This window comes from Streptomyces antioxidans, from assembly GCF_000968685.2.
GTDB lineage: Bacteria > Actinomycetota > Actinomycetes > Streptomycetales > Streptomycetaceae > Streptomyces > Streptomyces antioxidans.
The window spans coordinates 98,623-125,592 of record NZ_LAKD02000001.1 but is presented as its reverse complement, the minus strand read 5'-3'; the positions used below and the strand labels follow the sequence as shown (position 1 = coordinate 125,592).

22 protein-coding genes are annotated in these 26,970 nt (G+C 72.7%); 10 read left to right on the top strand and 12 right to left on the bottom strand.

Annotated features, from left to right (window positions below; all coding sequences use genetic code 11):
- The gene (locus VT50_RS00570) at positions 1 to 4,035 is read left to right on the top strand and encodes an nSTAND1 domain-containing NTPase (protein WP_046086513.1); all 4,035 of its coding nucleotides are present in this window, start codon (positions 1 to 3) and stop codon (positions 4,033 to 4,035) included.
- Between the two features lie 262 nt (positions 4,036 to 4,297).
- Positions 4,298 to 5,242 (top strand): FkbM family methyltransferase, encoded by a 945-nt coding sequence (locus tag VT50_RS00565; RefSeq protein WP_078840728.1) that lies wholly within the window; start codon positions 4,298 to 4,300, stop codon positions 5,240 to 5,242.
- 30 nt (positions 5,243 to 5,272) lie between these two features.
- On the opposite strand, the gene VT50_RS00560 is transcribed toward VT50_RS00565, so the two are convergent.
- The 3 genes from VT50_RS00560 to VT50_RS00550 form a co-directional block, all read right to left on the bottom strand.
- Complete coding sequence (locus tag VT50_RS00560) at positions 5,273 to 5,902, bottom strand: dihydrofolate reductase family protein (RefSeq protein WP_046086514.1); 630 nt, start codon at positions 5,900 to 5,902, stop codon at positions 5,273 to 5,275.
- Between the two features lie 95 nt (positions 5,903 to 5,997).
- Complete coding sequence (locus VT50_RS00555) at positions 5,998 to 6,756, bottom strand: glycosyltransferase family 2 protein (protein ID WP_046086557.1); 759 nt, start codon at positions 6,754 to 6,756, stop codon at positions 5,998 to 6,000.
- A 2-nt stretch (positions 6,757 to 6,758) separates the two neighbouring features.
- On the bottom strand, positions 6,759 to 7,544 hold the full coding sequence (locus VT50_RS00550) for a GntR family transcriptional regulator (protein ID WP_046086515.1): 786 nt from the start codon (positions 7,542 to 7,544) through the stop codon (positions 6,759 to 6,761).
- A 153-nt stretch (positions 7,545 to 7,697) separates the two neighbouring features.
- Here VT50_RS00550 and VT50_RS00545 point away from each other — a divergent pair, with 153 nt between their 5' ends.
- Positions 7,698 to 8,444 carry a phosphotransferase family protein gene (locus tag VT50_RS00545; protein WP_046086516.1) on the top strand — a complete coding sequence of 249 codons (747 nt, stop codon included), beginning with the start codon at positions 7,698 to 7,700 and terminating at the stop codon, positions 8,442 to 8,444.
- Positions 8,445 to 8,659: 215 nt separating this feature from the next.
- On the opposite strand, the gene VT50_RS00540 is transcribed toward VT50_RS00545, so the two are convergent.
- On the bottom strand, positions 8,660 to 9,421 hold the full coding sequence (locus VT50_RS00540) for a phosphoglyceromutase (protein WP_046086517.1): 762 nt from the start codon (positions 9,419 to 9,421) through the stop codon (positions 8,660 to 8,662).
- 128 nt (positions 9,422 to 9,549) lie between these two features.
- Here VT50_RS00540 and VT50_RS00535 point away from each other — a divergent pair, with 128 nt between their 5' ends.
- The gene (locus tag VT50_RS00535) at positions 9,550 to 10,947 is read left to right on the top strand and encodes an MDR family MFS transporter (RefSeq protein ID WP_046086518.1); all 1,398 of its coding nucleotides are present in this window, start codon (positions 9,550 to 9,552) and stop codon (positions 10,945 to 10,947) included.
- 93 nt (positions 10,948 to 11,040) lie between these two features.
- On the opposite strand, the gene VT50_RS00530 is transcribed toward VT50_RS00535, so the two are convergent.
- The 6 genes from VT50_RS00530 to mshA form a co-directional block, all read right to left on the bottom strand.
- On the bottom strand, positions 11,041 to 13,059 hold the full coding sequence (locus tag VT50_RS00530) for a M48 family metallopeptidase (protein ID WP_046086519.1): 2,019 nt from the start codon (positions 13,057 to 13,059) through the stop codon (positions 11,041 to 11,043).
- On the bottom strand, positions 13,056 to 13,727 hold the full coding sequence (locus VT50_RS00525; RefSeq protein WP_046086520.1) for an RNA polymerase sigma factor: 672 nt from the start codon (positions 13,725 to 13,727) through the stop codon (positions 13,056 to 13,058). Before VT50_RS00525 ends, VT50_RS00530 begins: the two co-directional genes overlap by 4 nt.
- On the bottom strand, positions 13,724 to 13,987 hold the full coding sequence (locus VT50_RS00520; RefSeq protein WP_143645160.1) for a hypothetical protein: 264 nt from the start codon (positions 13,985 to 13,987) through the stop codon (positions 13,724 to 13,726). Before VT50_RS00520 ends, VT50_RS00525 begins: the two co-directional genes overlap by 4 nt.
- A gap of 116 nt (positions 13,988 to 14,103) precedes the next feature.
- Positions 14,104 to 15,834 carry a glycoside hydrolase family 55 protein gene (locus tag VT50_RS00515; RefSeq protein WP_075200360.1) on the bottom strand — a complete coding sequence of 577 codons (1,731 nt, stop codon included), beginning with the start codon at positions 15,832 to 15,834 and terminating at the stop codon, positions 14,104 to 14,106.
- Between the two features lie 158 nt (positions 15,835 to 15,992).
- A complete protein-coding gene (locus tag VT50_RS00510) occupies positions 15,993 to 16,568 on the bottom strand; it encodes a type III secretion system chaperone family protein (RefSeq protein WP_078840724.1) in 576 nt (191 codons plus the stop codon).
- The gene (gene mshA / locus VT50_RS00505; RefSeq protein ID WP_107424686.1) at positions 16,561 to 17,922 is read right to left on the bottom strand and encodes a D-inositol-3-phosphate glycosyltransferase; all 1,362 of its coding nucleotides are present in this window, start codon (positions 17,920 to 17,922) and stop codon (positions 16,561 to 16,563) included. Before mshA ends, VT50_RS00510 begins: the two co-directional genes overlap by 8 nt.
- Before the next feature lie 163 nt (positions 17,923 to 18,085).
- Here mshA and VT50_RS00500 point away from each other — a divergent pair, with 163 nt between their 5' ends.
- Complete coding sequence (locus VT50_RS00500; protein ID WP_046086522.1) at positions 18,086 to 18,898, top strand: class I SAM-dependent methyltransferase; 813 nt, start codon at positions 18,086 to 18,088, stop codon at positions 18,896 to 18,898.
- Positions 18,899 to 19,293: 395 nt separating this feature from the next.
- Here the strand turns inward: VT50_RS00500 and VT50_RS00495 are convergent, their stop codons facing one another.
- Entirely contained in the window at positions 19,294 to 20,142 is an 849-nt protein-coding gene (locus tag VT50_RS00495; protein ID WP_046086523.1) for a helix-turn-helix transcriptional regulator, read from the bottom strand.
- Positions 20,143 to 20,321: 179 nt separating this feature from the next.
- Here VT50_RS00495 and VT50_RS00490 point away from each other — a divergent pair, with 179 nt between their 5' ends.
- Positions 20,322 to 21,347 (top strand): aldo/keto reductase, encoded by a 1,026-nt coding sequence (locus VT50_RS00490; RefSeq protein ID WP_046086524.1) that lies wholly within the window; start codon positions 20,322 to 20,324, stop codon positions 21,345 to 21,347.
- A 48-nt stretch (positions 21,348 to 21,395) separates the two neighbouring features.
- On the opposite strand, the gene VT50_RS00485 is transcribed toward VT50_RS00490, so the two are convergent.
- A complete protein-coding gene (locus VT50_RS00485; protein WP_240528979.1) occupies positions 21,396 to 22,826 on the bottom strand; it encodes an aminotransferase class I/II-fold pyridoxal phosphate-dependent enzyme in 1,431 nt (476 codons plus the stop codon).
- Positions 22,827 to 23,006: 180 nt separating this feature from the next.
- On the opposite strand from VT50_RS00485, the gene VT50_RS00480 reads away from it, so the two are divergent.
- From VT50_RS00480 to VT50_RS00465, 4 genes are all read left to right on the top strand, one after another.
- Complete coding sequence (locus VT50_RS00480) at positions 23,007 to 23,981, top strand: substrate-binding domain-containing protein (RefSeq protein WP_046086525.1); 975 nt, start codon at positions 23,007 to 23,009, stop codon at positions 23,979 to 23,981.
- A gap of 70 nt (positions 23,982 to 24,051) precedes the next feature.
- Positions 24,052 to 24,861, top strand: coding sequence for a deaminated glutathione amidase (locus VT50_RS00475; RefSeq protein WP_046086526.1), 810 nt, complete (start codon positions 24,052 to 24,054; stop codon positions 24,859 to 24,861).
- An 8-nt stretch (positions 24,862 to 24,869) separates the two neighbouring features.
- Positions 24,870 to 25,817, top strand: coding sequence for an ABC transporter substrate-binding protein (locus tag VT50_RS00470; protein WP_046086527.1), 948 nt, complete (start codon positions 24,870 to 24,872; stop codon positions 25,815 to 25,817).
- Between the two features lie 23 nt (positions 25,818 to 25,840).
- The gene (locus tag VT50_RS00465; protein WP_075200361.1) at positions 25,841 to 26,851 is read left to right on the top strand and encodes an amino acid ABC transporter permease; all 1,011 of its coding nucleotides are present in this window, start codon (positions 25,841 to 25,843) and stop codon (positions 26,849 to 26,851) included.
- Positions 26,852 to 26,970: the final 119 nt, after the last annotated feature.

Sequence of the window (26,970 nt, the reverse complement as noted above, 5' to 3'; positions counted from 1 at the left end):
GTGGAGACCTTGAGTTCCGACTCGGGGGCACGCATAGCCTTCGCGGAACGCCTCGCGCTGCTGTACAGGGAGGCCGGTAACCCTCCCCTCAAGAGCGTGGCCGAGGCGGTCGTCCGACTCCAGCGGACCGATGAGCGGGGGCGTCCCGTACGGGTCTCCGCCCAGCGGATCAGCGACTGGCGGCGGGCGAAGAACGTCCCGGCCCAGTTCCCCGCCCTCGCGGCCGTCCTGCACGTCCTGATACCCGACGCACGGCGCTCACGACCCGTGCCGGTGTCCCCGGGCCTGTACGACATGGCCCGCTGGCAGCGGCTGTGGGAGCGCGCGGTGGCCGATCCGGTCGGCGACCGTCCCGCCCCGGCGGCGGAGGAGGAGGAAGGGCCCCCGTCCGAGGACCCGGCGGTCCCCGGCGGCGTATGCCCGTACCGGGGCCTGGCCTCGTACCGCCGACAGGACGCCCGGTGGTTCTTCGGCCGGGAGCGGAGCACGGACGCCCTGGTCGCCCAGCTGCACGCGGCGGAGAAGACGGGCGGCCTGGTCGTGCTGGTGGGCGCTTCGGGGGCGGGGAAGTCCTCGCTGCTGAACGCCGGGCTGGTACCCGCGCTGCGCACCGGGGCGCCGGGCGACGGCGACGGGGACGGCCGGACGAGGGACGTACTGCAACTCGTCCCGGGCGCCGACCCGCTCGCGGAGCTGACCCGCCACATCCCCGAACTCGCGCGGGTCATCCCCACGCCGGAGGACCCGGAAGCCGACGAACCGGAACCGGACGAACCGCAGCCGGAACCGGACGCGGACGCCGTCCGGGAAGCCGTGGCCGCCTGGGCGGACCGCGAGATGTCGTCCTCCGACGCCCGCCCCGTCGTGATCATGGACCAGTTCGAGGAGGCGTTCACCCTCGGCACCGGCGAGGCCGACCGGCGTACGTTCATCCAGCTCCTCCACGCGGCCTGCACCCCCGCGGGCCCCGGTGAGCCGCCCCCCGTACTGATCGTGCTCGGCATCCGCGCCGACTTCTACGAGCTCTGCCTGGGCTACCCCGAACTGGCCGACGCGCTCCAGCACCGGCACATGGTGCTCGGGCCGCTGACCACCGCCGAGTTGCGCGAGGCGGTGACCGGCCCGGCCAGGGCCGTGGGCCTGGAGCTCGAACCGGGGCTCGCGGAGCTGATCGTCCGGGAGGTGAGCGCCGACGGCCCGCGCGGAACGCATGACGCGGGCGTACTGCCGCTCCTCTCCCACGCCCTGCTCGCCACCTGGCAGCGGCGCAAGGGCGGACGGCTGACACTGGCCGGTTTCCGCGCGGCGGGCGGCATCCAGGGGGCGGTGGCGGCGACCGCCGAGCGGGCCTGGTCCAGCCTGGACTCCGAGGCCCGTACGGCCGCGAGGCTGCTGCTCCTCCGGCTGGTCAGGCTGGGCGAGGACACCCAGGCCACCCGCAGGCGGGGGACCCGGCACCAGCTGGCGAGGGAGTCGACGGACCCGGACAAGACGGAGGAATCGCTCGAAACGCTGGTCCGCGCCCGCCTGGTGACCCTCGACTCCGAGACCGTGGAGATCACCCATGAGGCGCTGCTCCACGCCTGGCCGCGGCTGCGCGACTGGATCGACGAGGACCGCAACGACCATCTGGTGCGCCAGCGGCTGGAGGAGGACGGCAGGTCCTGGGAGGGCTCGAACCGCGACCCGTCCCTGCTCTACCGGGGCTCCCGGCTGGAGCAGGCCCACACCTGGGCGAAGACCGCGGGCGGCACCTATCTGACCCGTAGCGCGGTGGAGTTCCTGGCCGCTTCGGTCCGGCTGCGCAGGCGCACGGTGTGGCTCCGCCGGGGCGCGGTGTCGGCTCTGGTCGTGCTGGCGTTGCTGGCGGCGGGGACGGCGGTGGTCGCGTGGCAGCAGCGGGACGACGCGGTGTTCGAGCAGGTGGTCACCGAGGCCGACCGCTTCCAGAACACGGATCCGTCGCTGTCCGCCCAGCTCGCCCTGGTGGCACACGACCTGCGGCCGCACGACGAGGCCACCAGGAACCGGCTGCTGTCGGTGGTGAACGCGCCGCTGGCCACGCCGCTGCACGGCCACACCGGCGCCGTCTACCTCACCTCGTTCAGCCCGAACGGGCGGGTGCTGGCCACCGCCAGCTACGACCGGACCGTCCGGCTGTGGGACGTGCGGGACCGGACCCGACCCAAACCGCTGGGCAAGCCCCTCACCGGCCATACGAGCTGGGTGAGCAGCGCGGTCTTCAGCCCGGACGGCCGCACCCTGGCCAGCGCGGGCGACGACGGCACGATCCGGCTGTGGGACGTCACCGACCCCCGCCGTCCGCGCCCGCTCGCCGGGCCCCTCTCCCACCACGACGGCACGATCTATCTGCTCGCCTTCAGCCCGGACGGGCGCACGCTGGCCACCGCCACGGAGGATCGCGTGGTGCGCCTGTGGGAGATGCGGCACCCGGACCGGCCGAAGGCGATCGGCGCGCTGACCGGCCACAGCGCCGCCGTGCGCTCCGTGGCGTTCAGCCCCGACGGGCGGACGCTGGCGGCCGGGGGCGACGATGGCTCGATCAGGCTGTGGAACATGGCCGATCCGCGCCGTCCACAGCGGATCGGCGAGGTGCTGACCGGCCACAAGGACCTGATCCACTCCGTGGCGTTCAGCCCGGACGGCCGGACCCTCGCCAGCGGCAGCGGGGACAACACCGTCCGGCTGTGGGACGTCCGCGCGCCACGTCACGCGGAGCCGCTGGGCTCACCGCTCACCGGCCACACCGGGCCCATATGGTCGGTGTCGTTCAGCCCGGACGGATCGATGCTCGCCGCCGCCAGCCAGGACAGTACGGCGAGCCTGTGGAACGTCAGCGATCCGGCGTATCCGTCGCAGGTCGGCGAGCCGCTAGCGGGCAGCAGCGGCGAGATGTACTCCCTGGGCTTCAGCCCCGACGGCCGGACCCTCGCCACCGGGACCGGCGACAACACGGTCCGGCTGTGGTCGATCCCGACGTCGGACATGGTCGGCCGGATCGGGGTGTTCCGCCCGGACGGGCGGGTGCTCGCCACGGCGGGGCGCGACGAGAAGGTCCGGCTGTGGAACGTCGACGACCCCGACCGGCCGGTGCCGCTGGGCAAGCCGTTCGACCCCGGGGAGGGCTCGGTGCGGGAGCTGACGTTCACCCCGGACGGCCGCACCCTCGCGATGATGACCGGAGACCGCCAGGTGCGGCTGTGGAACGTCACCGAGCCGACCCGGCCCGTACCGTACCGGCCGCCCGTACCGCTGCGGACCCGGTTCGCGGGCGCGCTGGCCTTCACCCCGGACGGGCGCACGATGGCGACCGCGTACAACGACAACACCATCCAGCTGTGGAACGTCAGCGACCCGTCGCGGGTCCGGCCGCTCGGCAAGCCGCTCACCGGCCACCGCGGCTACGTCAACACCCTCGTCTTCAGCCCGGACGGCCGCACGCTGGCCAGCGGCAGCGCGGACAACACCATCCGGCTGTGGAAGGTGGCCGACCCGCGCCACGCCACCCCGCGGGGCGGGCGGGTCACGGGCCACCTCGGCCCCGTCAACGCGCTCGTCTTCAGCCCGGACGGCCATACGCTGGCCAGCGGCAGCGACGACACCACGGTCCGGCTGTGGGACGTCACCGACCCCCGCGGGGCGACCCGGCTGCGCTCCCCGCTCACCGGCCACACCGACGCGATCGTCTCGCTGACCTTCAGCCAGGACGGCGGCACGCTCGCGAGCGGCGGCAACGACAACACGGTCCGGCTGTGGGACGTCACCGTCCCGTCCAAGGCCACGTCCATCGGCCGGTCGCTGAGCCCCAACGCCAAGACCGGCAATTTCCTCTCGTTCAGCCCCCACAGCCGGATGCTCGGGGTGTCCAGCGGCGCGGACACGGTCCGGCTGTGGAGCCTGGACGTGGACGCGGCGAAGCGTCGCATCTGCTCGATGACGCGGGGCGTGCTGACGACGGAGAAATGGGACGAATACCTCTCCCGGCTCTCGTACGCGCCTCCGTGCGGCCGGTAGCGACGTTGCGCGAACGTTGCGTGATCGCGGTCACAACTGCTCCCGTGGGGGAGGAGTCGGCTTCCCCACCCCGGTGGCCGCGTTACTCTTAGGTACAGCCCGACCGCTGGTGCATCCCCCGTCGCCAGCGGTCGGGCGCTTCCATGTCCGGGGGCAAGTTCCGGGGCATGTCCGGGGGACACTGGGCAGCGGTGCGGCGACACCGAACGAGACCGCATCCGCGCAGCACAAGACGACACCTCCCCCACCAGGAGACCTCGTGATCCGCAGGCTCGTCGGCCAGGCCGCCCGCGTCGTCGACCAGGCCGCTCTCGACCTCGGCCGCGAGTACGTCCGCCACGCGCCCTGGGGCGCCGGAAAGCGGGCCCTGGTCGAGCGCCACCTCAACGCCGCCCTGCGGGACCGCCCCCTGCACCGCCTGGCCCGTACGCGCTTCGGCGCCACCTTCGCCGTCGACACCCAGGACCTCATCCAGCGGTACCTCTACCTCTTCGGGGTCTGGGAACCCCATATGACGCGGTGGCTCGAGCGCAGACTGAGGCCCGGGGACGTCTTCGTGGACGTCGGGGCCAACATCGGCTACTACAGCGTTCTCGCCTCCCGCCTCGTCGGGCGGAGTGGAACGGTGGTGGCGATCGAGGCCTCACCGACGTTCCACCAGCTCCTCCAGCGCCACGTCCGGCGCAACGACCGCACCAACGTCCGCGCCCTCAACGCGGCCGTCTCCGACCGCGACGAGCTGCTGACCTTCGTCCTCGCCAGCTCCCGCAACATGGGCGCCAACAGCGTCGTCCCCTACGACGGCCCCGCCGAGTCCACCTTCGAGATCGCGGCCCAGCCGCTGCCCGACCTCCTCACCGACGACGAGATCACCAACGCCCGGGTCATCAAGATCGACGTGGAGGGCGCGGAGGGCGGCGTGGTACGCGGCCTGGTCCCCCTCCTCGACAAGCTGCGCCCCGACGCCGAACTCACCGTCGAGGTCACCCCCCAGCGCATGGCCGACCTGGGCGACTCCGTCGAAGACCTGCTGACCGCCCTCAAGGACCACGGCTTCCACGTCTACCGCCTGCCCAACGACTACGCGGCGGCCAGCTACCCCGGCGCCCTGCGTCGCCCGCCGGAGGTCCCGGTCCGCTGGCGGGGACCGGTCACGGAGGAGAGCGACCTGGTCTTCTCGCGCACCGAGGCGGAGACGCTGCCCTGAGTGGTGGCGTCTACTGGTCGTCCCGTCGTCCTAGTCGTCGCGGTCGTCCCGGTCGTCCCGGGGCAGATGGGCCTTGGCGTCCTCGTAGGTGGCGCCGGCGGTGGCCCCGGCCGGGGCGTAGACGAGGTGCAGCACACCGGTGCTGAAGGTCGCGGAGGAGAGCAGCTTCAGCGGGACCGTGGTCTCGGCCTCGTCGAACAGCCGCATGCCCTTGCGGACGGCGATCGGGTGGACCAGCAGATGCAGTTCGTCCAGCAGGCCGTGCGCCATGAGCTGCCGGACGACCGAGACCGAGCCGCTGAGGGCGATGTCGCCGCCCGGTTCGTTCTTCAGCGCGGTGATGGCGTCGGCGAAGTCGCCCTTGAGCCGTTCGGAATTCCGCCAGGTGAAGTCGAGGTTCTGGCGCGACAGGACGATCTTGCGGGCGTCGCCGAGCTTCTTGGCGAAGTGGGCGTCCGCACCGCCCGCCGCCTCGCGGCCCGGCCACGCTCCGGCGAAGCCGTCGTAGGTCACGCGGCCGATGAGGAGGGTGTCGGCCGTGCCGAGGACCGCGTCGACGGCGGCGCCCATCTCGCCGTTGAAGTAGGGGAAGTGCCACTGGTCGGGCGCCTCCACGACCCCGTCCAGCGAGATGAACAGGCTCGCGGTGATCTTTCTCATGATGCCCTCCGGGGGACGCGGTCGGTCGCCGAGCTCTTCCTCCTCTCAGACCGCGGCCGCCGCGCGAACTCATCGATGGCGGCTCGAGCGGGCGCTCAGCGGGCGTCGTAGCGCCAGCCGTCCATGGCGGCCAGGACCCGGGCCCGCGCCTCGACCACCGCGAACCGCGCCGCGCGCTCATCCGCGTCGGCGTGGGCGGACTGGCCGGTGACCTGGCCGGGCCACTTGCGGTAGAGCAGACCGGTGTCGGCGGTGAACCAGCCGCGGCTGACCGCGTTGAGGGCCATCAGGAGGCCGGTGTCCTCGGATGCGGGGAGGGCCATCCAGCCGCCGAGGGCGAGGAGCAGGTCCCGGCGTACGAAGAGGGTGGCGGGGTGGACCTGGGCACGGTGGCCGTTCGCCCGCCAGAAGTCGAGGACCGCGCCCCGTGCGATGGGCCCCTGCGGCGGATCGCCGTCGAAGCCGACGGTGGAGCCGTCGGGCAGCAGGTCCAGGGCGCGGGAGGTGGCCCAGCCGAGCTCGGGGTGGTCGGTGAGCGCACGGAGGTCGCGGGCGAGGGCGCCGGGGGTGAGCATGTCGTCGGCGTCCAGCACCTTGAGGTACGCGCCCTCGGCACGGGCGAGCCCCATGGTGCGCGCCATCGCGGCCCGGCCGGACCGCCCCTGGCCGAAGCTGACGCGGGCGTCGTCGGGCACATAGGGCCGTACGGCGTCGGTCTCGCCGTCCTCCTGGATCACCCACTGCCAGTCCCAGCCGTCCGGCAGCTCCTGCTCGCGCAACGACGCGTAGGCGTCCGGCAGATGCGCGGCGCCCGGGGCGTGGACGGCCGTGATGACGGTGATGGTGCCCGGCACGGTCACCACCTCTTCAGGGGCGTGGTGAAGACGAGCTCCGTACGGTCTCCGCACAGCGTCACATCGGAGACCTCGACGACGCGATCACCGATGTCCGTGCAGATCTTCCGGAGGACGATCACCGAAACCCCCTTCTTGAGGCCGAGCGCCTCCGCCTCCTCCACGGTCGGCGGCCGGGCCGTGATCCGTTCCTCTATGCGGTCCAGCTCGATGCCGATCGTGTAGAGCTGATTCTGTGTGCCGCCCGGCCAGGGCTCATGGGCGGCGTCGAGCAGATCAGGATTGACCGCCACGACGTCATGCACCAGATACGAACGCACCAGGGCGAACGGCGCGTCCTCCCCGCGGCAGTTGGTGCGGTAGATCCGCTCCAGCAGCCGCGTGCCCACGGGAACCCCGAAGACCGACGCCAGGTCCGCGTCGGCCTTCGCGTCGCGGTACTCGGCGTGAAAGGCGAGGTCGCCGACCTCCAGCCCGGTGTCGTGCTCGGTCGACCCGGTCCGCAGCCGCTCCGCCCTGGACCGGCGGACCCGGTCCTTCTCCCACTGGTGCCGCGCATTGCTCCGCTCGACCCGCCGCCGCGGGGTCCGCACGAACGTCCCCACCCCGTGCCGCCTGTCGATCAGACCCTCGGCCACCAGCTCCGACAGCGCCCGCTGAAGCGTCGGCACACTCGTCCGATACCGCGCCGCAAGCCTGTCCTCCGCCGGAAGCCGCTCCCCGGGCCCGAGCTGACCTGCGCGAATGCTCTGCCGAAGGGCATCCGCGATCTGCTCGTACTTGGCCATGGGCGGCTCACCGTCCTAGGTCGTGCGGGACGCTGCGGACACGGTCAGCGTAAGTCCTCAACTCCTCAAGACGTCTTAAGGACGGCTCGGCCGCGTGATAGCCCGCGATAAACCTGGCGACGTCGGCGATCATCCCCGGGATACTGGTCGCCCGTGGATGAGGTCAACGTCGTCGTCGCCCATTCCGAGCGCGCGACTCTGCGCGTCGGCGACGTGTTCTTGAAGGTTGACGCCGATCAGGCGCGCCTCGACGTCGAGGTCGAGGCGATGTCCCTCGCCCCGGTCCCGACCCCGGAGGTCCTGTGGCGTAAACCGCCCGTGCTCGCGATCGCCGCGGTCCCGGGGACGACGCTTGGGCGCCTCGGCGGGCCGTCGACCGGGTCGCCGGAGGCGTGGGCCGCGGCGGGCGCCGCCATCCGGAAGCTGCACGACGCGCCGCTGCCACCCCGGCCCGGCCGGGCCGGGCGGAGCATCGTCGTGCTGGCGACGGAACTCGACGACGAGTGCGAATCGCTCGTGACCACCGGCGTCCTGCCCGCCGACCTGGTCACCCGCAATCGCCAGGTCGCCGAGGCCGCGCTCCGGCCGTGGACTCCGGCGTTCACGCACGGCGACCTGCAGATCGCGCACGTCTTCGTCGACGACGATGAGGTGACGGGCATCATCGACTGGTCCGAGGCGGGCCAGGGTGATGCCCTGTACGACCTCGCCACCCTCACGCTCGGACACGAGGAGCACCTTGGCGATGTCATCGCCGGCTACGGCACCGACATCGACCTCGATGTGATCCATGCGTGGTGGTCGTTGCGAAGCCTGCTGGCGGTTCGCTGGCTGATCGAGCACGGCTTCGACCCGTCCGCACCGGGCTGTGAGGTCGACGTTCTGAGATCCCGGATGTGAGGCACCGCTCCTTCCACGCCCCCAGCGGTACGCACCCAGGGCGGAGCCGCGCACGGTCATTGGGCGCGCACCTGGGCGTGCGTTGACGGCGCGCGTGCCGGACGTGGAGCAGCGGGAGCCGTGTGGGCTGGGGCGGAGGAGCCGGTGACGGCGCCAGGGCAGCGACAAGCCCCCATTCGCAGTGGAACCGCGAGTAGGGGCTCGGGCGTGTGGGCTTACTTCTTCTTGCCCTGGTTCTTCACTGCCTCGATGGCGGCCTTCGCGGCGTCCGGGTCGAGGTAGGTGCCGCCCGGGTTGACCGGCTTGAAGTCGGTGTCCAGTTCGTAGGAGAGCGGGATGCCCGTGGGGATGTTGAGGCCCGCGATGTCGGCGTCGGAGATGCCGTCCAGGTGCTTGACCAGGGCGCGGAGGGAGTTGCCGTGGGCGGCGACCAGGACGGTGCGGCCGGTGAGGAGGTCCGGGACGATGGCGTCGAACCAGTACGGGAGCATGCGGACGACGACGTCCTTGAGGCACTCCGTCTGCGGGCGCAGCTCCGGCGGGAGGGTGGCGTAGCGGGGGTCCGCGAACTGGGAGTACTCGGCGTCGCGGTCCAGCGGGGGCGGCGGGGTGTCGTACGAGCGGCGCCACAGCATGAACTGCTCCTCGCCGAACTCGGCGAGGGTCTGGGCCTTGTCCTTGCCCTGGAGCGCGCCGTAATGGCGTTCGTTGAGGCGCCAGGAGCGGCGGACCGGGATCCAGAGGCGGTCGGCGGCATCGAGGGCGAGCTGGGAGGTGCGGATGGCGCGCTTGAGGAGGGACGTGTGCAGCACGTCGGGGAGCAGGCCGGCGTCCTTCAGCAGCTCACCGCCGCGGACGGCCTCCTTCTCGCCCTTCTCGTTCAGATTGACGTCCACCCAGCCGGTGAACAGGTTCTTCGCGTTCCAGTCGCTCTCGCCATGGCGGAGGAGGATCAGCTTGTACGGTGCGTCGGCCATGCCGTCGAGCCTACTGGACCGGTCTGAACGGGTCGGTTGACGGACCCCGTCAATTGACTGGCGGGGTGGGGGCCGTATGGGTAAGTTGCGGATGCTGGTTGTGCCACTTACAGGGGGGGTGTCGTCCGGTGTCCGTCGCCCGACTGCGGCAGGCCGCGAAGGAGAGTGTCTCGGGGTTGCCCCGGGAGTTCTGGTGGCTGTGGACCTCCACGCTGGTCAATCGGCTGGGCGGGTTCGTGGCCACCTTTCTTGCCATGTACCTGACCGTGGATCGGGGCTATTCGGCGATGTTCGCCGGGCTCGTCGGGGCGTTGCACGGGCTGGGCGGGGCCGTGTCCGCGGTCGTCGCCGGGGTGCTGACCGACCGGCTGGGGCGGCGGCCCACGCTGCTGGCAGCCCAGCTGTCGACCGCGGCCACGGTCGCCCTGCTGGGGTTCGTGCAGCACCCGGTCGCCATCGCCGTCGTGGCCTGCTTGGTGGGAATGACCAGCAACGCGTCACGGCCCGCGGTACAGGCGATGATCGCCGACATCGTCGCGCCCGGGGACCGGGTGCGGGCCTTCGCGCTCAACTACTGGGCCATCAACCTCGGCTTCGCCGTCTCCGCGGCGGCTGCCGGGCTGATCGCGCGCCACGGCTATCTCACGCTCTTCCTGGCTGACGCCGGGATGACGCTGCTGTGTGCGTTCATCGTCTTCGGCAAGGTTCCGGAGTCCCGGCCCGAGCGGGAGCGTGCCGCCGCGGGTGCGGCGGCGGAGCCGGGGCCGGAGCGTGAGGTGGGGTTGGGTGCGGTGCTGCGGGACCGGCGGTTCATGGCCGTCGTCGCGCTCTCCTTTCTGGTCGCGACCCTCATCCAACAGGCGTTCGTGGCACTGCCCATAGCGATGGGGGCGGACGGGCTGTCCAGTACGGACTTCGGCGTCGCGATCGCGACGAACGGCGTGCTGATCGTGGCCGTACAGATCCCGGTGACGCGGTTCCTCGAGCATCGCGATCCGGCGCCGCTGCTGACGGTGTCCGCGCTGCTGACCGGCGCCGGGTTCGGGCTGACCGCGTTCGCCGGGTCGGTCGGGATGTACGCGCTGGCCGTGATGGTCTGGACGGTCGGCGAGATCATCAACTCCCCCACGCAGATGGGGCTGGTGGCCCGGCTCTCCCCGACCCATGGGCGCGGCCGCTACCAGGGCATGTACACCCTGTCGTGGTCCCTCGCCTCGCTCATCGCCCCGCTCGTGGGCGGCGCCGTCATGGACCGCTTCGGCGCGGATGCCCTGTGGGCTGCCAGTGCCGTGGTGGGCCTCGTGGCGGCCGGGGGGTACGTGGCGCTGGGGCGCGCCCTGCGGAACCGGCCTGCGGCCGGGGAGTTGGGGGGTGGGGTGGGGGTCGGTGCCACTTCGGTTGTGGGTGCGGGTGCGGGTGCTGATTCGGTGGCGGCTTCGGCTAGTGACGTTGGTGACGCCTCCGGCCACGGGGCCGGTGATGCCTCCGGTGGTGGGGTGCCTGCGGTCGGGGCGGGCTCCTCGTAGCGGGGCCGGGCCCGTCGAGGAGGGACGGCGGTCGCGGGCCGCCTCGCGTGGCGGGGGTCTCCGACGGGGCGGTGGACAGCGGACCGGGTGGGGTCACGGCGTGGGTCTGGGGATGACCGGCTCGATGTGGATGCTCGGCACCGAGGGCGGGGGCAGGCGGTACGCCGGGGGCGTCGGCCATACCGGGAAGGTGGGCTGCTGGTAGGTCGGGTACGGCCCGGGGCCCGTGCCCGTGCCGCCGCCCGGCTGGTAGCGGTCGTTCCAGCGGGTCACCGGTGTTCCGGGGTAGCTCGGCTCGTCCCGGTTCACCCATAGGGCGAGCGTCAGCCCCGTCAGCCCCACCAGCACCGTGAGCGCCAGCGCCCGCACGGCGGTGATGCGTCGGCGTGCGGGGCCGGTGGCCCCGGGGGTGATGCTGATACGGCGGGCCTTCTCGCCCGGTGTCGGCCCGTCCGCCGGGCCCCCTGCCGGGCCGGTGGACGGCAGCGGCGCGCATTCGTCCACGCCCAGGGCTGCCAGGTGCAGCCCGAGCAGCTGGGTCTGGCCGGGGAGTCGTACGGCGGTGTCGGCCCAGGTGCGGATGGTCTCGGGGGCGATGCCGTCGGGCGGTACGAGGATGCTGGGCCCGGTCCAGTTCATGGCCCAGTACGCCGTCCCCCGCGCGACCAGCTGCGCCCCGATCAGTACGGCCAGGGCCTCCGCGAGGGGGGCGAGCGGGTCCTGTTCGGTCTGATCGCCACGGGGCATTCGCCCGCCCTCGGGCAGCCGGGCGTTCAGCGCGCGGGCCAGCGGCATGCGCCGACCGCCGTCCAGCAGTCGCAGCACCCGGTGGATGGTCAGCCGCTCCGGCCGTGCCGTCGGCTGGCCCGTCCCCTCCGTCTCCTCCACCTCGCGCACCGCCTCCGCCAGCGGAGTCAGGACGCGCGTGGCGCGGTGCTCCGCGAGCTCGGTGAGCCAGTCCCGCCACGGCACCCTCGCGCCCGCGTCCGGGCCGGACGGCGCGTCCGGGCCGGACAGCAGGACGTGGCCCAGCGCGACCGCGTACCGCGGCCGCAGGGGGACGGGGTCTCCTGGGGAGGGCGCCGCGTCGGGCTCCTGGACCGGCAGGCGCGACAGCCGTGCCAGCCGTACGGCCAGGGCGGGATGCGCGTCGTCGGGGTCCGCGGGCCGCTCGACGGCGCGGGCGCGCAACGCGGCCATCGGCTCCCGCAGTTCGGGCGCCTCGGCCATATGGGCGAAGGCGCGGAACGGATCGTCGGGGATCCGGCCCGTCGCCCGGCGCATCGGGGCCAGGAAGTCCGCAAGGAACTCCTGCCACGCCGCCTCCAGCGCCGCGGTGGAGCACAGCGCGTCGGCGACGGCGCCCGGACCGGCCACCCGCGCCGCCTCGCGGTCGGCCTCCAGCTCCTGCCGCCGCCGGACCGGGCGGGTGAGCCAGCGGAAGACATGGGTGTAGAGGCCGAGCAGCAGCAGCGGTACGCCCGCGTACAGCCGCACCAGGTCGTTCGCGGCCGACGCGCCCTGGATCGCCTGCCGGGCGGCGACCAGGCCCGCCGCGCCCCGGTGGGCGACGGCGCCGAAGCGGCTGTGACGGCCGGAGAAGTGGCCCAGCTCATGCGCGAGGACGGCGCGCAGCTCGGCGGGCGGAAGACCGGCCAGCAGGGGCAGTCCGAGGTAGAGGACGCGTCGGCCGGGGGCGAGTCCGAGGAGCGGTGCGTCCTCGGTGACGGAGGCGTTGACCTCGGCGGTCAGCTTGATGTGGCCGGGCGGCCGGGTGCCGACGTCGAGGGCCAGTTCCTCGACCGTGCGCCATAACTCGGGCGCTCCGCGCCGGGTCACCGTCACCACGTCCTCGCGCGGGGCGGCGGGGCGGGCGGTGCGGATCACCGCCCACACCATGCCGAAGACGATCGGCGCGAGCGCCGCGCAGGCGGTGACGACGGTGGTGGGCGGCGTCTGGGCCTCCGGCGTTCCCGCGGTCCATAAGGCGGCCACCAGGAACGCCGCCCAGAGCAGCACGATGGCCGCGACCAGCGCGTAGAAGAGGACGAGCAGGGCGAGGGCGAGGAGGGCACGGGCGGTAGCGAGGAGCGCGCGGGCGGCGGCGATCATCGACGGCCCCGGCTGCGGTCGGCCCCACTGTGCAACCCCCGGCCCTCGTCCCTGAAACCGGCCGACAGCCATTCCGCGGCTGTGTGCAGCGCCGCGCTCAGCGGGTCCTTCGGGGGGCGGGTCAGGAGGCGGTCGGTGGCGGGACCCGGCTCCGGGGAGGCGTCGAGCAGCAGGCTCAGCCGGGCGCGGGCCTTGTGGAGGTTGCTGCCGACGCTGCCGACGGAGATGCCGAGCTCGGCGGAGATCGCCTGGTAGCTCATGCCCTCGAGCGAGTGCATGACGACCACCTGGCGCTGGCGCGGCGGCAGCGTGCCGAGGGCGCGCAGGGCGGCCAGCGCCTCGGCGGTCTCCTCCACGGTCGCGGTCGCCGCGGCCGGGACGGTCAGCTCGACCGGCTTCCAGCGGAACCACCAGCGCCGCCCGTCCCGCGAGAGCTTGCGGCGCATGGTGGTGGTCACCCATGCCTCGGGCGAGGCGTACGCCCTGACCTCGGGCCAGCGGCGCATCGCCTCGATGTACGCCTCCTGCACGGCGTCCTCGGCGTTCTGCCGGTTGTCGCTGAGCATCACCGCGCGGGCGGCCAGCCAGGGGTAGGTGCGGGCGTAGAAGGCGTCGAACTCCTCCTCGGGCCGCCCGCCGTCCGCGCTCTCCTCGACGGTGTCGCTCATTCCGGTCGACCCCCGCCCCGCTCGTCCCGCGCCCCCTGCTCGCCTAGCCCCTCCGGCCGCCGCCGTATCGTCAGCGCCGCGCCGTCGGGGCGGCGGTCGGTGAGGACCGTGCCCGGCTCCGTTCTGTTCACCAACTCGGCCAGCGTGCGCGCCCGGAGCCGTTCGCCCGAACGCGCCGCCAGCCAGTGGATGACGTCCCCCATCAGCCGTAGCACCCCCACCGTCACGACCGTTGCCACCGTGAGCCACGGATTGTCCATGAGCACCGTTGTGTCTCCTCTTCATGGTTCCCGGCCGCCGGAGCCGGTTCACCATGAAGAGCCCTCATGGACCGTATTTCTTCACCGCGTTCCGCACGATGTTTCAAGCGGGGATGTCAGCGAAGTGCGCGCTGCGCCTCGTACAGGTTGCGCGGGTGGACCGCCTCCGGGTGGCCGTAGGACTCGATACGGGAGTGGAGCGGACCGGTGAAGTCCGGGACGTCGATCTGGCCGAACGGCCGCACCTGGCTGATCCCGACCGTCGCGCTGTACGGCGCGATGTCGTCGATCCTGACGCACCCGGCCCGCTGATTGGTGACCGTGACGTTCCAGTGGGCGAACCGCGCACCGTAGAGCGGACCGGCGCTCGCGTCGCCGCCGTGCGACCCCGTGTTGTCCACGGTGATCTCCGTACGGACGTTGGCGAAGGGCATTCCGCGGTGGGTGTCGAAGGTGCCCATCTCCATCCGGCCCCGCGACCAGACGTTGTAGCTGGACAGACCCTCCACGTTGATCCCGTGCAGCTGTGTCCCCTCCGGGGCCGGGACGGTGCGCTGGGCCAGGACGAAGTCCTCCACGAGGTTGTCGTGCGAGCCCTCGCGGCAGCAGTAAGGATGATGGCTGCCGCGGCCCGTCACCCGGGTGCGGCGCAGGGTGCACGCCTTGGCGGCGACGAGCAGGAAGCCGTTGTCGACGTTGTTGACGGTCACGTCGTCCACCCAGCAGTCCCACGCGCACTGCAGCGCGACGCCGTTGTACCCCTTGTCCAGCAGATGCTGCGCCTGCGGGGTCTCGACGACATCGAGGGTGATGCCCTCGACCCCGGAGCCGGTGACCGGGCGCACCAGCGTGGTGAACCGGGGCTGCCAGGCGGGCCGGGCGTCGAGCGGCAGCGGGCGGTCGAGGGTCACCCGGCGCCGCAGCCGGTCGACGGCGACGACGCGGCACGGCCACTCATAGGGGACGTACGAGGTGAGCTTGGTCTTGTCGGTCCAGACGTAGTCGGCGGCGCCCTCGACATCACCGGCCATATGGGCCAGCAGCGAATGGCTCTCGTCGTCGATGAGTTGGAGCAGCACGCGGTCGCCGCGGCGCAGGGCGGACGGGTCCTCGACGGTCACCGACCAGTCGCCGCGGCGGGCGGGGGCGGCCAGGCCGGTGAGGGTCCGCCATTCGTCGCGCCGGTCGCCGGTCCAGCCCTCGAACGGCCACGCACGGGCCCGGATCGCGTCGGTGAGGGTGCGCCAGCGGGCGTCCGGGCAGACCCAGATGAGGCCACCGGCCCAGGACCAGGACGACTTGTCGCCGCCGTAGCGGCTGCCGTACGGGCCGATCAGCTCGGTGAGGTTACGGGTCGCGTGGAGGGTGGTGCGCCCGCTGCCCGCGCCGCGCAGTACGACGTTGTCGTGGCCGAGGCGGATGACGTCGTCCACGCGGTACGTCCCGGGCGGCACCAGCACCGTGCCGCCGCCGCGCCAACCGGCCGCCGCGATGGCGCGGTTGATCGCGGGGGCGGCGTCCGCGGAGCCGTCGGGCCGGGCGCCGAAATCGCGGACGTCCGCGACGACGGGCGGGCGCGGGAAGCTCGTGCGGCCACCGAGGTAACCGGCGCGGCCGACGTAGGGGATCTGGGGGTGGGCGTACGGGTGGGCGCGGAACTCACGCCAGAGGGCGGACGTACGGGCCCCGCCCGGCGTGCCCGTCGCGTCCGGGGTACGCGGTGCGGGGGCGGCCGCCGCCGCGTCCGTGGCGGTCAGGAGCGGGGCCCCCGCCCCCAGGAGCGTGGCGCCCGCCGCCAGTCCCATCGCACCGCCGAGCAACCGCCTTCTGTCGATCTCCGTGCCCATGAGCCAGCCCCGCTTTCCATGGATGTGAACGCAGTTCAGGTGAGAGACGGCGTGAGAATGCCATGGGGCAGGGGCGCGCGGAAGGGGTCGCGTCTAGATGGGCAGGGGGCAAGCGCAAAGGTGGAGGTGGGATGCAGACCGGGCCAGGGCCCGGTTCCTCACTTCGCCGCGTCCCGAGTCAGATTGCTGAACGCCTCAAGGTTCCGCGTCGATTCGCCCCGCGCGGTGCGCCACGCGTACTCCTTGCGAATGGCCGTGGCGAACCCCATCTCCAGCAGCGTGTTGAAGCTGCCGTCAGCGTTCTCCAGCACCGTGCCGAGCAGCCGGTCCACCTCCTCCGGGGTGACGGCCGCGAGCGGCAGCTTGCCCACCAGATAGATGTCGCCGAGCTGGTCGATCGCGTAACTCACCCCGTACAGCCGGGTGTTGCGCTCCAGCAGCCAGCGGTGGACCGCCTCGTGGTTCTCATCCGGGTGGCGGACGACGAAGGCGTTGACCGAGAGGGAGTGCCGGCCGACCCGCAGCGAGCAGGTGGTCGAGAGCTTGCGGGTGCCCGGGAGGGTGATGACGTAGGTGCCGCCCTCCGGGCTCTCCCACTCCAGTTCGGCGTCGTTCAGCGTCCGCTCGATGACGGCCCGGGGGTCGGCCCCGGGAGCGGTGTCGGCCTTACGGTCGCCTTCGGGCTCGGCCTTGCGGTCGGTGTCGGCCTTACGGTCGGCCTTGGGGTCAGCCATGGCCCGATCGTAGGCGACGCCGCTCCCGCATCGCCTCCGTGTACACCTCCGCCGTCGCCGCGGCGGCCGTGTCCCACCCGAAGGACTGGGCGTGCCGGGCCGCCGCCGCGCCCATCCGGTCCGCCCGCCCCGGCTCCCGCACGAAGGGGCGCAGGGCGCGGGCGTAGTCGGCCGGGTCATGGCCGTCGATCAGGGTGCCGCTGACCCCGTCCCGTACGGCCACCGGCAGACCGCCCACCGAGGCGGCCACGACCGGGGTGCCACACGCCTGCGCCTCGATGGCCACCAGCCCGAACGACTCGCTGTACGACGGCATGACCAGTACGGACGCCGCCCGGTACCAGTCCGCCAGCTCGTCCTGCGCACAGGGCGGCCGGAACCGGATCACATCGCAGATCCCCAGCCGCGCCGCCAGCTTGTGCAGCCCCTCGGGCTTGGCCAGGCCGCTGCCGCTGGGGCCACCCACCACGGGCACGACCATGCGCTCGCGCAGCGAGGGGTCCTCCTCCAGGAGGTGGGCGATGGCGTGCAGCAGGATGTCGGGGGCCTTGAGCGGCTGTATGCGCCCGGCGAAGAGGGGTATCAGCGCATCGGCCGGGAGCCCCAGCCGGGCCCGGGCGGCGGCCCGGCCGTCGGCGGGCCGGAAGCGGTCGAGGTTCACCCCGGGGTGGACGACCGCCACCAGCTCGCGCGCCGCCCCGTAGTGGCGCACCAGCTCCTCCGCCTCCTCGGCGGTGTTGGCGATCAGCCGGTCGGCGGCGCGGACGATCTGCTGCTCGCCGATGACGCGGGCCGCGGGCTCGGGGGTGTCGCCCGCCGCCAGCGCGGCGTTCTTGACCTTGGCCATGGTGTGCATGGCGTGCACCAGCGGCACTCCCCAGCGCTCGGCGGCCAGCCAGCCGACGTGGCCGGAGAGCCAGTAGTGGGAGTGGACGAGGTCGTAATGGCCCGGCCGGTGCCCGGCCCACGCCTGCATGACGCCATGGGTGAACGCGCACAGCTGCGCCGGCAGGTCCTCCTTGGCAAGGCCCTCGTAGGGCCCGGCGTCCACATGCCGGACGAGCACCCCGGGGGCGAGCTCGACGGACGGGGGCAGCCGGGCGGTGGTGGCCCGGGTGAAGATCTCCACCTCGATGTCGATGGCGGCCAGGCGCCGGGCCAGCTCCACGATGTAGACGTTCATCCCACCGGCGTCGCCGGTGCCGGGCTGATGCAGCGGCGAGGTGTGGACGCTGAGCATCGCGATCCGCCGCGGTCGCCGTGGCATGCGGCGAAGCCGCTGGTGGGGCGGGGCGCCGAACGGTACGTGGGACCGGCCTCGCAGGCCGCCGAGCCGGGACGCGTGCTGGCTCACCGCGCGTTACCTCCTTGCCGGGGCGGGCTCCCTCCACGGCGTCAACACCGGAACGTGTAGTTCCCATTTCCGCTTTGCCAAAGCGTGACGTTCTGATACCCGACGGCCACGACGCGTCGGCCCGGCGCAGGCTCTCCCTCCGCCCCCGCATAGACTCAGCGCCATGCCCGCCCGCGTTCCCCCGCCGTCCCGTCCGATCGGTTCGGCGACCCGCGGGACCACCAACCCCAGCCGGCTGCGCCGGATGGACCGGTGGATCGCGGCGGCGCACGGGCCCGCGCTGCGGCGGGCCGTTGACCCGCCGGTAGCGGTGGACCTGGGCTACGGGATGGTCCCGTGGACCGCCGTCGAGCTGCTGGACCGGCTGCGGACCGTACGGGCCGGGGCCAGCGTCGTGGGGGTCGAGATCGACCCCGGGAGGGTGCTCGCCGCGCGGCGGTACGAGCGCGAGGGGCTCACCTTCGCGCACGGCGGCTTCGAGGTGCCGCTGCCCGGCGGCGCCCGCCCGGCGCTCATCCGGGCGGCCAATGTGCTGCGGCAGTACGAGGAGCGCGAGGTCGCCGCCGTGTGGCGGCGGCTGTGCGCCCGGCTGGCGCCCGGCGGGCTGCTGGTGGAGGGCACCTGCGACGAGATCGGGCGGCGGCACGTATGGGTCGCGCTGGACGCGTCGGGCCCGCGCACCGTGACCTTCGCTGCCCACCTCGGCTCCCTGGAACGCCCGTCCGACCTGGCCGAACGGCTCCCCAAGGCGCTGATCCACCGCAATGTGCCGGGCGAGCGGGTGCACACCTTCCTGCGCGACTTCGACCGCGCCTGGGCGACCGCCGCCCCGTACGCGCCGCTCAGCGCGCGCCAGCGCTGGATACGCAGCGCCCAGACGCTGCGCGCGGAGGGCTGGCCGCTCACCGACGGCCCCCGGCGCTGGCGCCAGGGCGAGATCACGGTGCGCTGGAACGCGCTGGCCCCCCGAACCTGACGGCGCCACCCGGGCCGCCTCCCACGGTGCCCGCGCCACCCGGGCCGCCACGCCGGTCCCGGCCGCCCCGGCAGCGCCGGCCTCGGGCCAGGCCCTATCCCGCGGTGCCCGCACCGCCCCCGAGCACCGCGCCCGCGACGAAGCCGATGACGGTCTGGGGTCCGCCGAAGGCGCCATCCGGACCTCCATTTGCCCTCTGGCGCCTCTGGCGCCTCTGGCGCCTCTGGCGCCACTGGCGCCTCTGGCGCCACTGGCGCCACCGTGGGAGGGAATGAAAGTAAGGAAAGTTTCCAGTTGCGTCAAGGAGGTGGGGCGCGGCAAAAATGCGGCAAGAACGGAGCAGTCCCCGGACCAGTCCCCGGACCGTCAGCGGCCATCAGCGGCCATCAGCGGCGTCAGACCACCGCCGCCGCGCCCGCCAGCACCTTCAGCGCCTCCGCCGTCGCCGACCCCTCATCGGCCGTATACGTGCACAGCATCTGCCCCGGATCCGCGGGCAGCACGAACGCTTCGAACCGCAGCACCAGCTCCCCCGCCTCCGGATGGCGGAACCGCTTGACGCCCCGCGTCCGCTCCTGCACGGCCTGCGCCTCCCACCGCCGCCGGAACTCCTCGCTCCGCTCCAGCAGTTCATGGGTCACCCGGCACACCCGCGAACTGCCGGGGTGGCGGCCGGTCTCCGCGCGCAGCCCGGCCACCGTGTCATCGGCGACCTCGTCCCAGTCCGGATGGATCTCCCTGAGCCGGGGGTCGAGGAAGACCAGCAGCGGGCCGTTGCGCCGCTCGTCGGGGATCGCGGCGTAGTCGATGCCCAGCCGGGTGCCGAGGGTGTTCCAGGCCAGGATGTCCATCGCCGGCCCGTAGACATAGGCCGGGACGGTGCGGTCCATCGCGTTCAGCAGCTGCTGGATCTCCGGCCGCACCCGCGGCCGGAGATGCGGGTCGGGCTCCCCGGCGCGCCGCCGGGGCAGGGTGATGTTGCGCAGATAGGTGTGCTCGGACGGGGTCAGCCGCAGCGCCCGCGCCAGTCCGTCGACCACCGAGTCCGAGACGGCCGGGGCCCGGCCCTGCTCGATACGGGTGTAGTAGTCCACGCTGATCCCGGCCCGCTGGGCGACCTCCTCCCGGCGCAGACCGCGCACCCGGCGCCGGACGACCCCCTCCGGCAGCCCCAGCTCGGCCGGGTCGAGCGCGGCGCGGCGCGACTTGAGAAACCCCTTGATCTCCGGTTCGGAATGGCCCATCCGTTCATTATCCGCGCATCGCCCCGGATTCCGGGCCGAGAGGTGGTTCTGGCAGACCCAGGCTGAATGGGGCCTGGTGGCACGGCCCCCCGCGGACGAGGCTGAGGGCGCAGGACGCCATGGAAGGCACGGGCCGCACTAGGCACACGGGCCGCAGAAGGCAAAGGAAGGCAGCTGCCATGAAGCGCAGGATCCTGGGCGGTACCGGCATCTCGGTGAGCGAGTACGCCCTCGGCGCGATGATGTTCGGCGCCCTGGGCAACCCCGACCACGAGGACTCGGTACGGATCATCCACCGCGCCCTCGACGCGGGCATCAATTTCATCGACACCGCCGACATCTACTCAGGGGGCGAGTCCGAGGAGATCGTCGGCAAGGCCCTCAAGGGCCGCCGCGACGAGGTCGTCCTGGCGACCAAGGCCCATTTCACGATGGGCGAGGACCCCAACTACGGCGGCAACTCACGGCGCTGGATCACCCGGGAGATCGAGGACAGCCTGCGCCGTCTGGACACGGATCACATCGACCTCTACCAGATCCACCGGCCGGACCCGACGACGGACGTGGACGAGACGCTGTCGGTCCTGTCCGACCTGGTCAGGGCGGGCAAGGTGCGCGCCGTCGGCTCCTCCACCTTCCCGGCCGAGCAGATCGTGGAGGCCCAGTGGGTCTCCGAGCGGCGCGGGCACGTGCGGTTCCGCAGCGAGCAGCCGCCGTACTCGATCCTGGCGCGGGGCGTGGAGTCGGCCGTGCTGCCGACCGCCCAGAAGTACGGGATGGGCGTGCTGAGCTGGGGTCCGCTCTCGGCGGGCTGGCTCACGGGCCGCTACACCAGGGCGTCCGACATCGACATGGCTGGCGGCCGGGCGGCCGTGGAGCGGCAGAAGTTCGACACCTCGCTGCCCGACAACGCGCGCAAGCTGGAGGCGGTCGGCGCGCTGGCCGGGCTGGCGTCCGACGCCGGGCTCTCGCTGCCGCACATGGCCATCGCCTTCGTACGGGCGCATCCGGCCATCACCTCGGTGATCATCGGTCCGCGCACCATGGAGCAGCTGGAGGATCTGCTCGCCGGGTCCGAGGTGGAGCTGAGCGAGGACGTCCTGGACCGGATCGACGAGATCGTCCCGCCGGGCACCGACCTCAACCGGGCGGACAGCTACTACGTGCCCCCGGCGCTCCGGGACAAGGGCCTGCGCCGCCGCTGAACGCCGCTCAGCGGAGCCCGCCAGGCGGACACCACCGACCGGCCGGGATCACTCCATCCGGGCGGCGGAGGAGGAGGCCGCGAGTGCGATCAGCTCGGCGATCTCGTCGAGCGGCGCCCCGTCCCTGGTCAGCCTGCTGGTGGCGACCCTCACATGGGGACGTGCGTAAGAGACGCAGAACCGGCTGCCCGGGGAGACGGTGATGCCCCGGGCGGCCAGGGTGACCAGCGCGGAGGTCTCGTCCACCACCGGCACCCACAGCATCAGACCGTCCCGGTTGGCGGTGGGCACACCGCGCTCCGCCAGCCGTTCGGCCAGCGCGGACCGCCGGGCGTCATAGCACCTGGCGGCCTCGCGCACACACCGGCCCGCCGCCTCGTCGGTGAGCAGATGAGCCAGGGCGTCCTGGAGGATGCGGCTGGTCCACCCGGTGCCGAAGGTGCGCAGCACCCGCGCCCGTTCGATCATCTCCCGCGGGCCTCCGACCACGGCGATCCGCAGATCCGGGCCGTACGCCTTGGAGTACGAGCGGACCAGGGCCGTCCGGTGCGGCAGCCGGGCGCCGAGGACGGCGGCCGGGCCGGTGGTCAGCGGGCCGAGGCCGTCGTCCTCGACGATGGCGACGTTCGGCGCGCCCTCCAGCACCCCGGCCAGCTCGGCGGACCGTTCCGGGCCCAGCGACCAGCCGCTGGGCACCTGGGCCCTGGACTGGTGGAGGAACAGCGCCGGGCGCGCCTCGAGCGCCCTGGCCAGCGAGCCGGCCAGGGGGCCCCGGTCGTCACAGGCCACGGGCACGGCCTGGGCGTCCAGCGCCTCCAGGATGTCCAGCAGCCGCGCCGCCGTCGGATCTTCCACCGCCACCCGGTCCCCCGGCACCAGCAGGGCCTGGCAGAGCAGTTGCACCCCCTCGTAGCCACCGCCCACCGCCATCCAGGCGTCCGGCCGGTAGGGCCAGGTGTCCCGCACCGCCGCCAGCAGCCCTTCGGTGATGGCCGTGCGCGCGTAGTCGTTGAGCCGCGGCGTGCGGGCCCCCGCGAGCAGGGCGTCCTCCAGCGGGGGCAACAGGGCGGGGTCGGGGGCCGCGACGGCGAGGTCCAGTGCGAGGTGGTCGCCGAAGTCCCCGACGCGTTCGTAGCGGGTGGGGTGCGGAACGGTCGGCGGACCGCTGACGACGCTGCCGCGGCGGCCGAGGGTGGCGATCATCCGGTGCTTGCGCAGCACCGCCCATGCCTCCGCCACGGTGCCGGGGCTCACCCCGAGCCCGGCGGCGAGCGCGCGCACGGTGGGCAGCGCACTGCCCGGCACCAGCTCCCCGGCCCGGATGAGATCGGTCATGGCGGCCGCGATACCGCGTGCGCTGGTGTCCGGGATACGGGCGGCCAGCCCGGCCACGGAGACCGGATCCTCCGGCCGCTCCCCCGCCCGCGCGGAGGCCGGATCCGCGGTGTTCTCCCGCATCGGCGCGGTGTTCTCCTGCATCAGCGCACCCCTCGTCGGTCTGTCGGCCGATGGCCGGTCAGCGGGTTACGACACGGAAAAACTATGTTCGGTAACAAAACAGACCTTGTCTGCCCGATTCACTGAACAATAGCCTGCCTGGCATCGCGCAGCCGAATGCGAGCTTTGCGCCGAAAATGCCATGTGCAAGGAGTACGTACTGTGTCATCTCCCGTGATACGCCTGGGACTTCGCGACTGGGACCATCTGGTGCCCCTCGTCTCCGGGCTCGTCGAGATCCCCGGGTTCACGGTCCGGATCGAGGCGCGGGACGTCACCCCCGACGTCCTCGCCGAACCCGTTCTCGACGGCGGTGAGACCTCCTTCAGCCGCTATGTGCAGGCCCGCGCGGCGGGGGACGACCGGCTCGTCGGGCTCCCCGCGTTCGTCATGCGCGGCTTCCGCCACCGCTGCGTCCTGGTCCGCGAGGACAGCCCGCTGCGCTCCATCGGCCAGCTCGCCGGGGCCCGTATCGGGCTCACCGGCTGGCCCGACTCCGGCAACACCTGGACCCGGGCCCTGCTGCGCGGCGCCGGAGTGGACCTCGCGGCCATCCGGTGGCGGATCGGACCGCTGACCGCGGGCGAGACCGGCAAGGACCGGGTGGGCGACCGGCCGCTGCCCGCCCATGTCTCGGTGATGGCCGAGGGCGAATCCCTGGTGGACGAGCTGGCCGCGGGGCGGCTGGACGCGCTGCTCTCCCCCTTCATGCCGCAGGAGCTGTTCACCAGGACCAGCCGCTTCCGCCATCTGCTCGACGACCACCGGGCCGAGGAGCGCGCCTACTGGGAGGCCACCGGGTTCGTCCCCGGCATCCATCTGGTGACGCTCAAGCGGGAGGTCGTCGAGGCCCATCCGGCACTGCCCGCCGCCCTGCTCACGGGCCTGGAGGAGTCCAAGCGCCGGTGGCTCGACAGGCGCCGGCTGCTCGCCGACACCACACCGTGGCTGCTGCACGAACTGACCGAGTCGGCGCGGCTGTTCGGCGACGACTGGATGCCGTACGGGACGAAGTGCAACGCGGAGATGACCCGGGCCTTCTGCGAGGAGCTGTACGCCCAGGGCGTCTGGCCCGAGCCCATAGACCCCGATGTGGTCTTCCCCGACCCGGCCCTGGCCGCCGTCCCCGCGCTCTGAACCCCGCAGCCCCCGCCCTTCCCGCAGTCCCCGCCGTTCCCCCACGCTGACCCGCTCCGGAGCACCCCATATGCGCATCGCCGTAGGACAGTTCGCCGCCTCCCCCGACTGGAAGGACAACCTGGCCGCCTGCCAGGAGCTCACCGCCGAGGCGGTGCGGGGCGGCGCGGATCTGCTCGTCCTCCCCGAGGGCGTACTCGCCCGCTTCACCGAGGACCGCCACCGCATCCGCGAGGTGGCCCAGCCCCTCGACGGCCCCTTCGTCACCGAGCTGCTAGCCGCCACCGCCGGATCCGCCACCACGGTGGTGGTCGGCATCCATGAGCCGTCCGAGGACGGCCGGGTGTTCAACACCCTGGTGGCGCTGCGCGACGGTGAGCTGATCGCCCGCTATCGCAAGATCCACCTCTATGACGCCTTCGGCGACCTGGAGTCGGCCAACGTCCGCCCGGCGGATGAGCCGCCCGTCGTCATCGATGTGGCGGGCACCAAGGTGGGCCTGATGACCTGCTATGACGTCCGCTTCCCCGAGCTGGCCCGGCTGCTGGTGGACGCCGGTGCCGAGGTGCTGGCCCTGCCCGCGGCGTGGGTGCGCGGCCCGGCCAAGGAACGGCACTGGGAGGTCATGGTCACCGCACGGGCCCTGGAGAACACCTGCTGGGTGGCGGCGAGCGGCGAATGCGGTCCGCGCAACATCGGCAGCAGCCTCGTCGTCGACCCCCTCGGCACCGTACGCACCCGGCTCGCCGCCGCCCCCGGGCTGGCCTGGGCCGACGCCGCTCCCGACGCCACCGCCGCCGCTCGTCGCACCCTCCCCGTCCTGGTCAACCGCCGGTTCGCCGTCGACCCCACCGTCATCCCCCTCGGAGCGCCCCAGTGAGCAACCCCATGAGACGTCGTCCGCTGGCCACAGCGGCCACCGCGGCCACCGCCCTGTCCTGCTGTCTCGCCCTGGCCGCCTGCGGGTCCAACCCGCCGCAGGCGGAGGGCGCCGCCGACTCCTCCGGCGACTCCGGGGCGGCGTCGGTCAAGCTCCCCGTGGACAAGGCGCTGCACGCGCGACTGCCCGCGAAGAACCGCAGGTCCGGCACGCTGGTATCGGTCAACAACGGATCCTTCCCGCCGTATGAGATCGCCGGTTCCGACGGCCACAGCCTCACCGGGGCCTCCGCCGACCTCGCCGGGGCGCTCGGGCAGGTCCTCGGCGTGAAGATCCGGCATGTGACCACGGACGGGCTGCCCAGCCAGCTCACCGGCATCAAGGCGGGCCGCTACGACTTCGCCCTCGGCCCCGTCGGCGACTTCAAGGACCGGCAGGGCGCCAACGACTTCGTCGACTGGGTGCGGGAGTTCGTCGTCTTCGCCGTGCCCAAGGGCAATCCGCACCACATCGACTCCCTGGCCGACACCTGCGGACAGCGGATCGCGGTGATGGCGGGCGGCTCCGCCGAGGGCGTCATCAAGCAGCAGGCGCTCACCTGCGAGAAGAACGGAAAGAAGGCCCTGCGGGTGCAGTCGTACAAGGACCAGCCCGGCTCGATCCTGGCCGTGCGCTCCGGCCGCGCGGACGCCTTCTTCTCCTCCCAGGCGCCGCTGACCTACTTCGTGGAGCAGGCCAAGGACCAGCTCGAACTGACCGGCACCGGCAAGGGCAACGGCTTCGACGACCTCTACCAGGGCGCGGTCGTCGCCAAGGGCTCCCCGCTGCGCGATGTGCTCCTCAAGGCGATCCGGGCCCTCATCGACAACGGCACCTACGGAAAGATCATGAAGAAGTGGGGCCTGTCCGCCAACACCCTCGACAAGCCGGGCGTCAACCTCGGCGGCGAATCCTGACCCTGTGAGGAGGTGAGCCACCCATGGCCACCACACAACCCCCGGCCACCCGGGATGACGCGGGGAAGGCCGGGCCCACGCCCGGTGCCGTCCCCGACGTCGACGTGGCCGGGGCGTCCCCCGTCCGCCATCCGCTGCGCTGGCTCGCGGTCCTGCTCCTCGCGGTCCTCGGCGCCCAGCTCGTCCACTTCCTGATCACCAACCCCCACTTCGAATGGGGCACCGTCGGCGACTACTTCGGGGCCCAGATCATCGGGCAGGGCATCGCCACCACGGTCGAGCTGACCGCGATCGCCATGCTCATCGGCATCGCGGGCGGGGTGCTCGTCGCGGTGGGGCGGATGTCGGAGAACCGCGTGCTCAGCACGGTCTGCGGCGCCTACGTCTGGTTCTTCCGCGGCATTCCGGTCCTGGTGCAGCTGGTCTTCTGGTACAACCTCTCGGCGCTGCTGCCGCGGATCTCCTTCGGGGTGCCGTTCGGCCCGGAGTTCATCAGCGGGCACACCAACACGCTCATCACCCCCTGGCTCGCCGCCATCCTCGGCCTCGGTCTCAACGAGGCCGCGTACATGGCCGAGATCGTGCGGGGCGGTCTGCTGGGCGTCGACCAGGGCCAGACGGAGGCCGCCGCCGCGCTCGGCATGGGCCGCGCGAGGATCCTGCGGCGGGTCATCCTCCCGCAGGCCATGCGCTTCATCGTCCCGCCGACCGGCAGCCAGGTCATCAACATGCTGAAGGCGACCTCGCTGGTGAGCGTGCTCGCGCTGGCCGACCTGCTCTACACCGTCCAGTCGATCTACAACCGCACCTTCGAGACCATCCCGCTGCTGATCGTGGCGTGCCTGTGGTACTTGGTCATGACGTCCGTGCTGTACGTCGGCCAGTCGTTCATCGAGCGGTACTACGCCCGCGGGGCGACCCGCCAGGCCCCTCAGGGGTTCTGGAACTTCGCGCTCTTCCGCCGACGTCCGGACGCCTCGTCACCGTCACCGTCCACGTCCGCGGACAGCCCCCTCTCCAAGGAGGAGACATGACGGCCCAGGACACCCAGGAGGCCACCGGCCAGAAGTCCCCGGACCAGAAGGCCCCTGACCAGAAGGCCACCGGCCCGGAGGCGACCGCCGGGGAGGCTTCTGTCGGCGGGGCGACCGCA

What these genes read in the sequence shown, in the direction of transcription:
- VT50_RS00560 (WP_046086514.1), bottom strand. Translation starts at nt 5,902, where the DNA reads ATGAGAAAGATCACCGCGAGCCTGTTCATCTCGCTGGACGGGGTCGTG.
- VT50_RS00550 (WP_046086515.1), bottom strand. Translation starts at nt 7,544, where the DNA reads ATGGCCAAGTACGAGCAGATCGCGGATGCCCTTCGGCAGAGCATTCGC.
- VT50_RS00540 (WP_046086517.1), bottom strand. Translation starts at nt 9,421, where the DNA reads ATGGCCGACGCACCGTACAAGCTGATCCTCCTCCGCCATGGCGAGAGC.
- VT50_RS00530 (WP_046086519.1), bottom strand. Translation starts at nt 13,059, where the DNA reads ATGATCGCCGCCGCCCGCGCGCTCCTCGCTACCGCCCGTGCCCTCCTC.
- VT50_RS00525 (WP_046086520.1), bottom strand. Translation starts at nt 13,727, where the DNA reads ATGAGCGACACCGTCGAGGAGAGCGCGGACGGCGGGCGGCCCGAGGAG.
- VT50_RS00520 (WP_143645160.1), bottom strand. Translation starts at nt 13,987, where the DNA reads ATGGACAATCCGTGGCTCACGGTGGCAACGGTCGTGACGGTGGGGGTG.
- VT50_RS00515 (WP_075200360.1), bottom strand. Translation starts at nt 15,834, where the DNA reads ATGGGCACGGAGATCGACAGAAGGCGGTTGCTCGGCGGTGCGATGGGA.
- VT50_RS00510 (WP_078840724.1), bottom strand. Translation starts at nt 16,568, where the DNA reads ATGGCTGACCCCAAGGCCGACCGTAAGGCCGACACCGACCGCAAGGCC.
- VT50_RS00500 (WP_046086522.1), top strand. Translation starts at nt 18,086, where the DNA reads ATGCCCGCCCGCGTTCCCCCGCCGTCCCGTCCGATCGGTTCGGCGACC.
- VT50_RS00495 (WP_046086523.1), bottom strand. Translation starts at nt 20,142, where the DNA reads ATGGGCCATTCCGAACCGGAGATCAAGGGGTTTCTCAAGTCGCGCCGC.
- VT50_RS00490 (WP_046086524.1), top strand. Translation starts at nt 20,322, where the DNA reads ATGAAGCGCAGGATCCTGGGCGGTACCGGCATCTCGGTGAGCGAGTAC.
- VT50_RS00485 (WP_240528979.1), bottom strand. Translation starts at nt 22,826, where the DNA reads ATGCAGGAGAACACCGCGCCGATGCGGGAGAACACCGCGGATCCGGCC.
- VT50_RS00475 (WP_046086526.1), top strand. Translation starts at nt 24,052, where the DNA reads ATGCGCATCGCCGTAGGACAGTTCGCCGCCTCCCCCGACTGGAAGGAC.
- VT50_RS00470 (WP_046086527.1), top strand. Translation starts at nt 24,870, where the DNA reads ATGAGACGTCGTCCGCTGGCCACAGCGGCCACCGCGGCCACCGCCCTG.
- VT50_RS00465 (WP_075200361.1), top strand. Translation starts at nt 25,841, where the DNA reads ATGGCCACCACACAACCCCCGGCCACCCGGGATGACGCGGGGAAGGCC.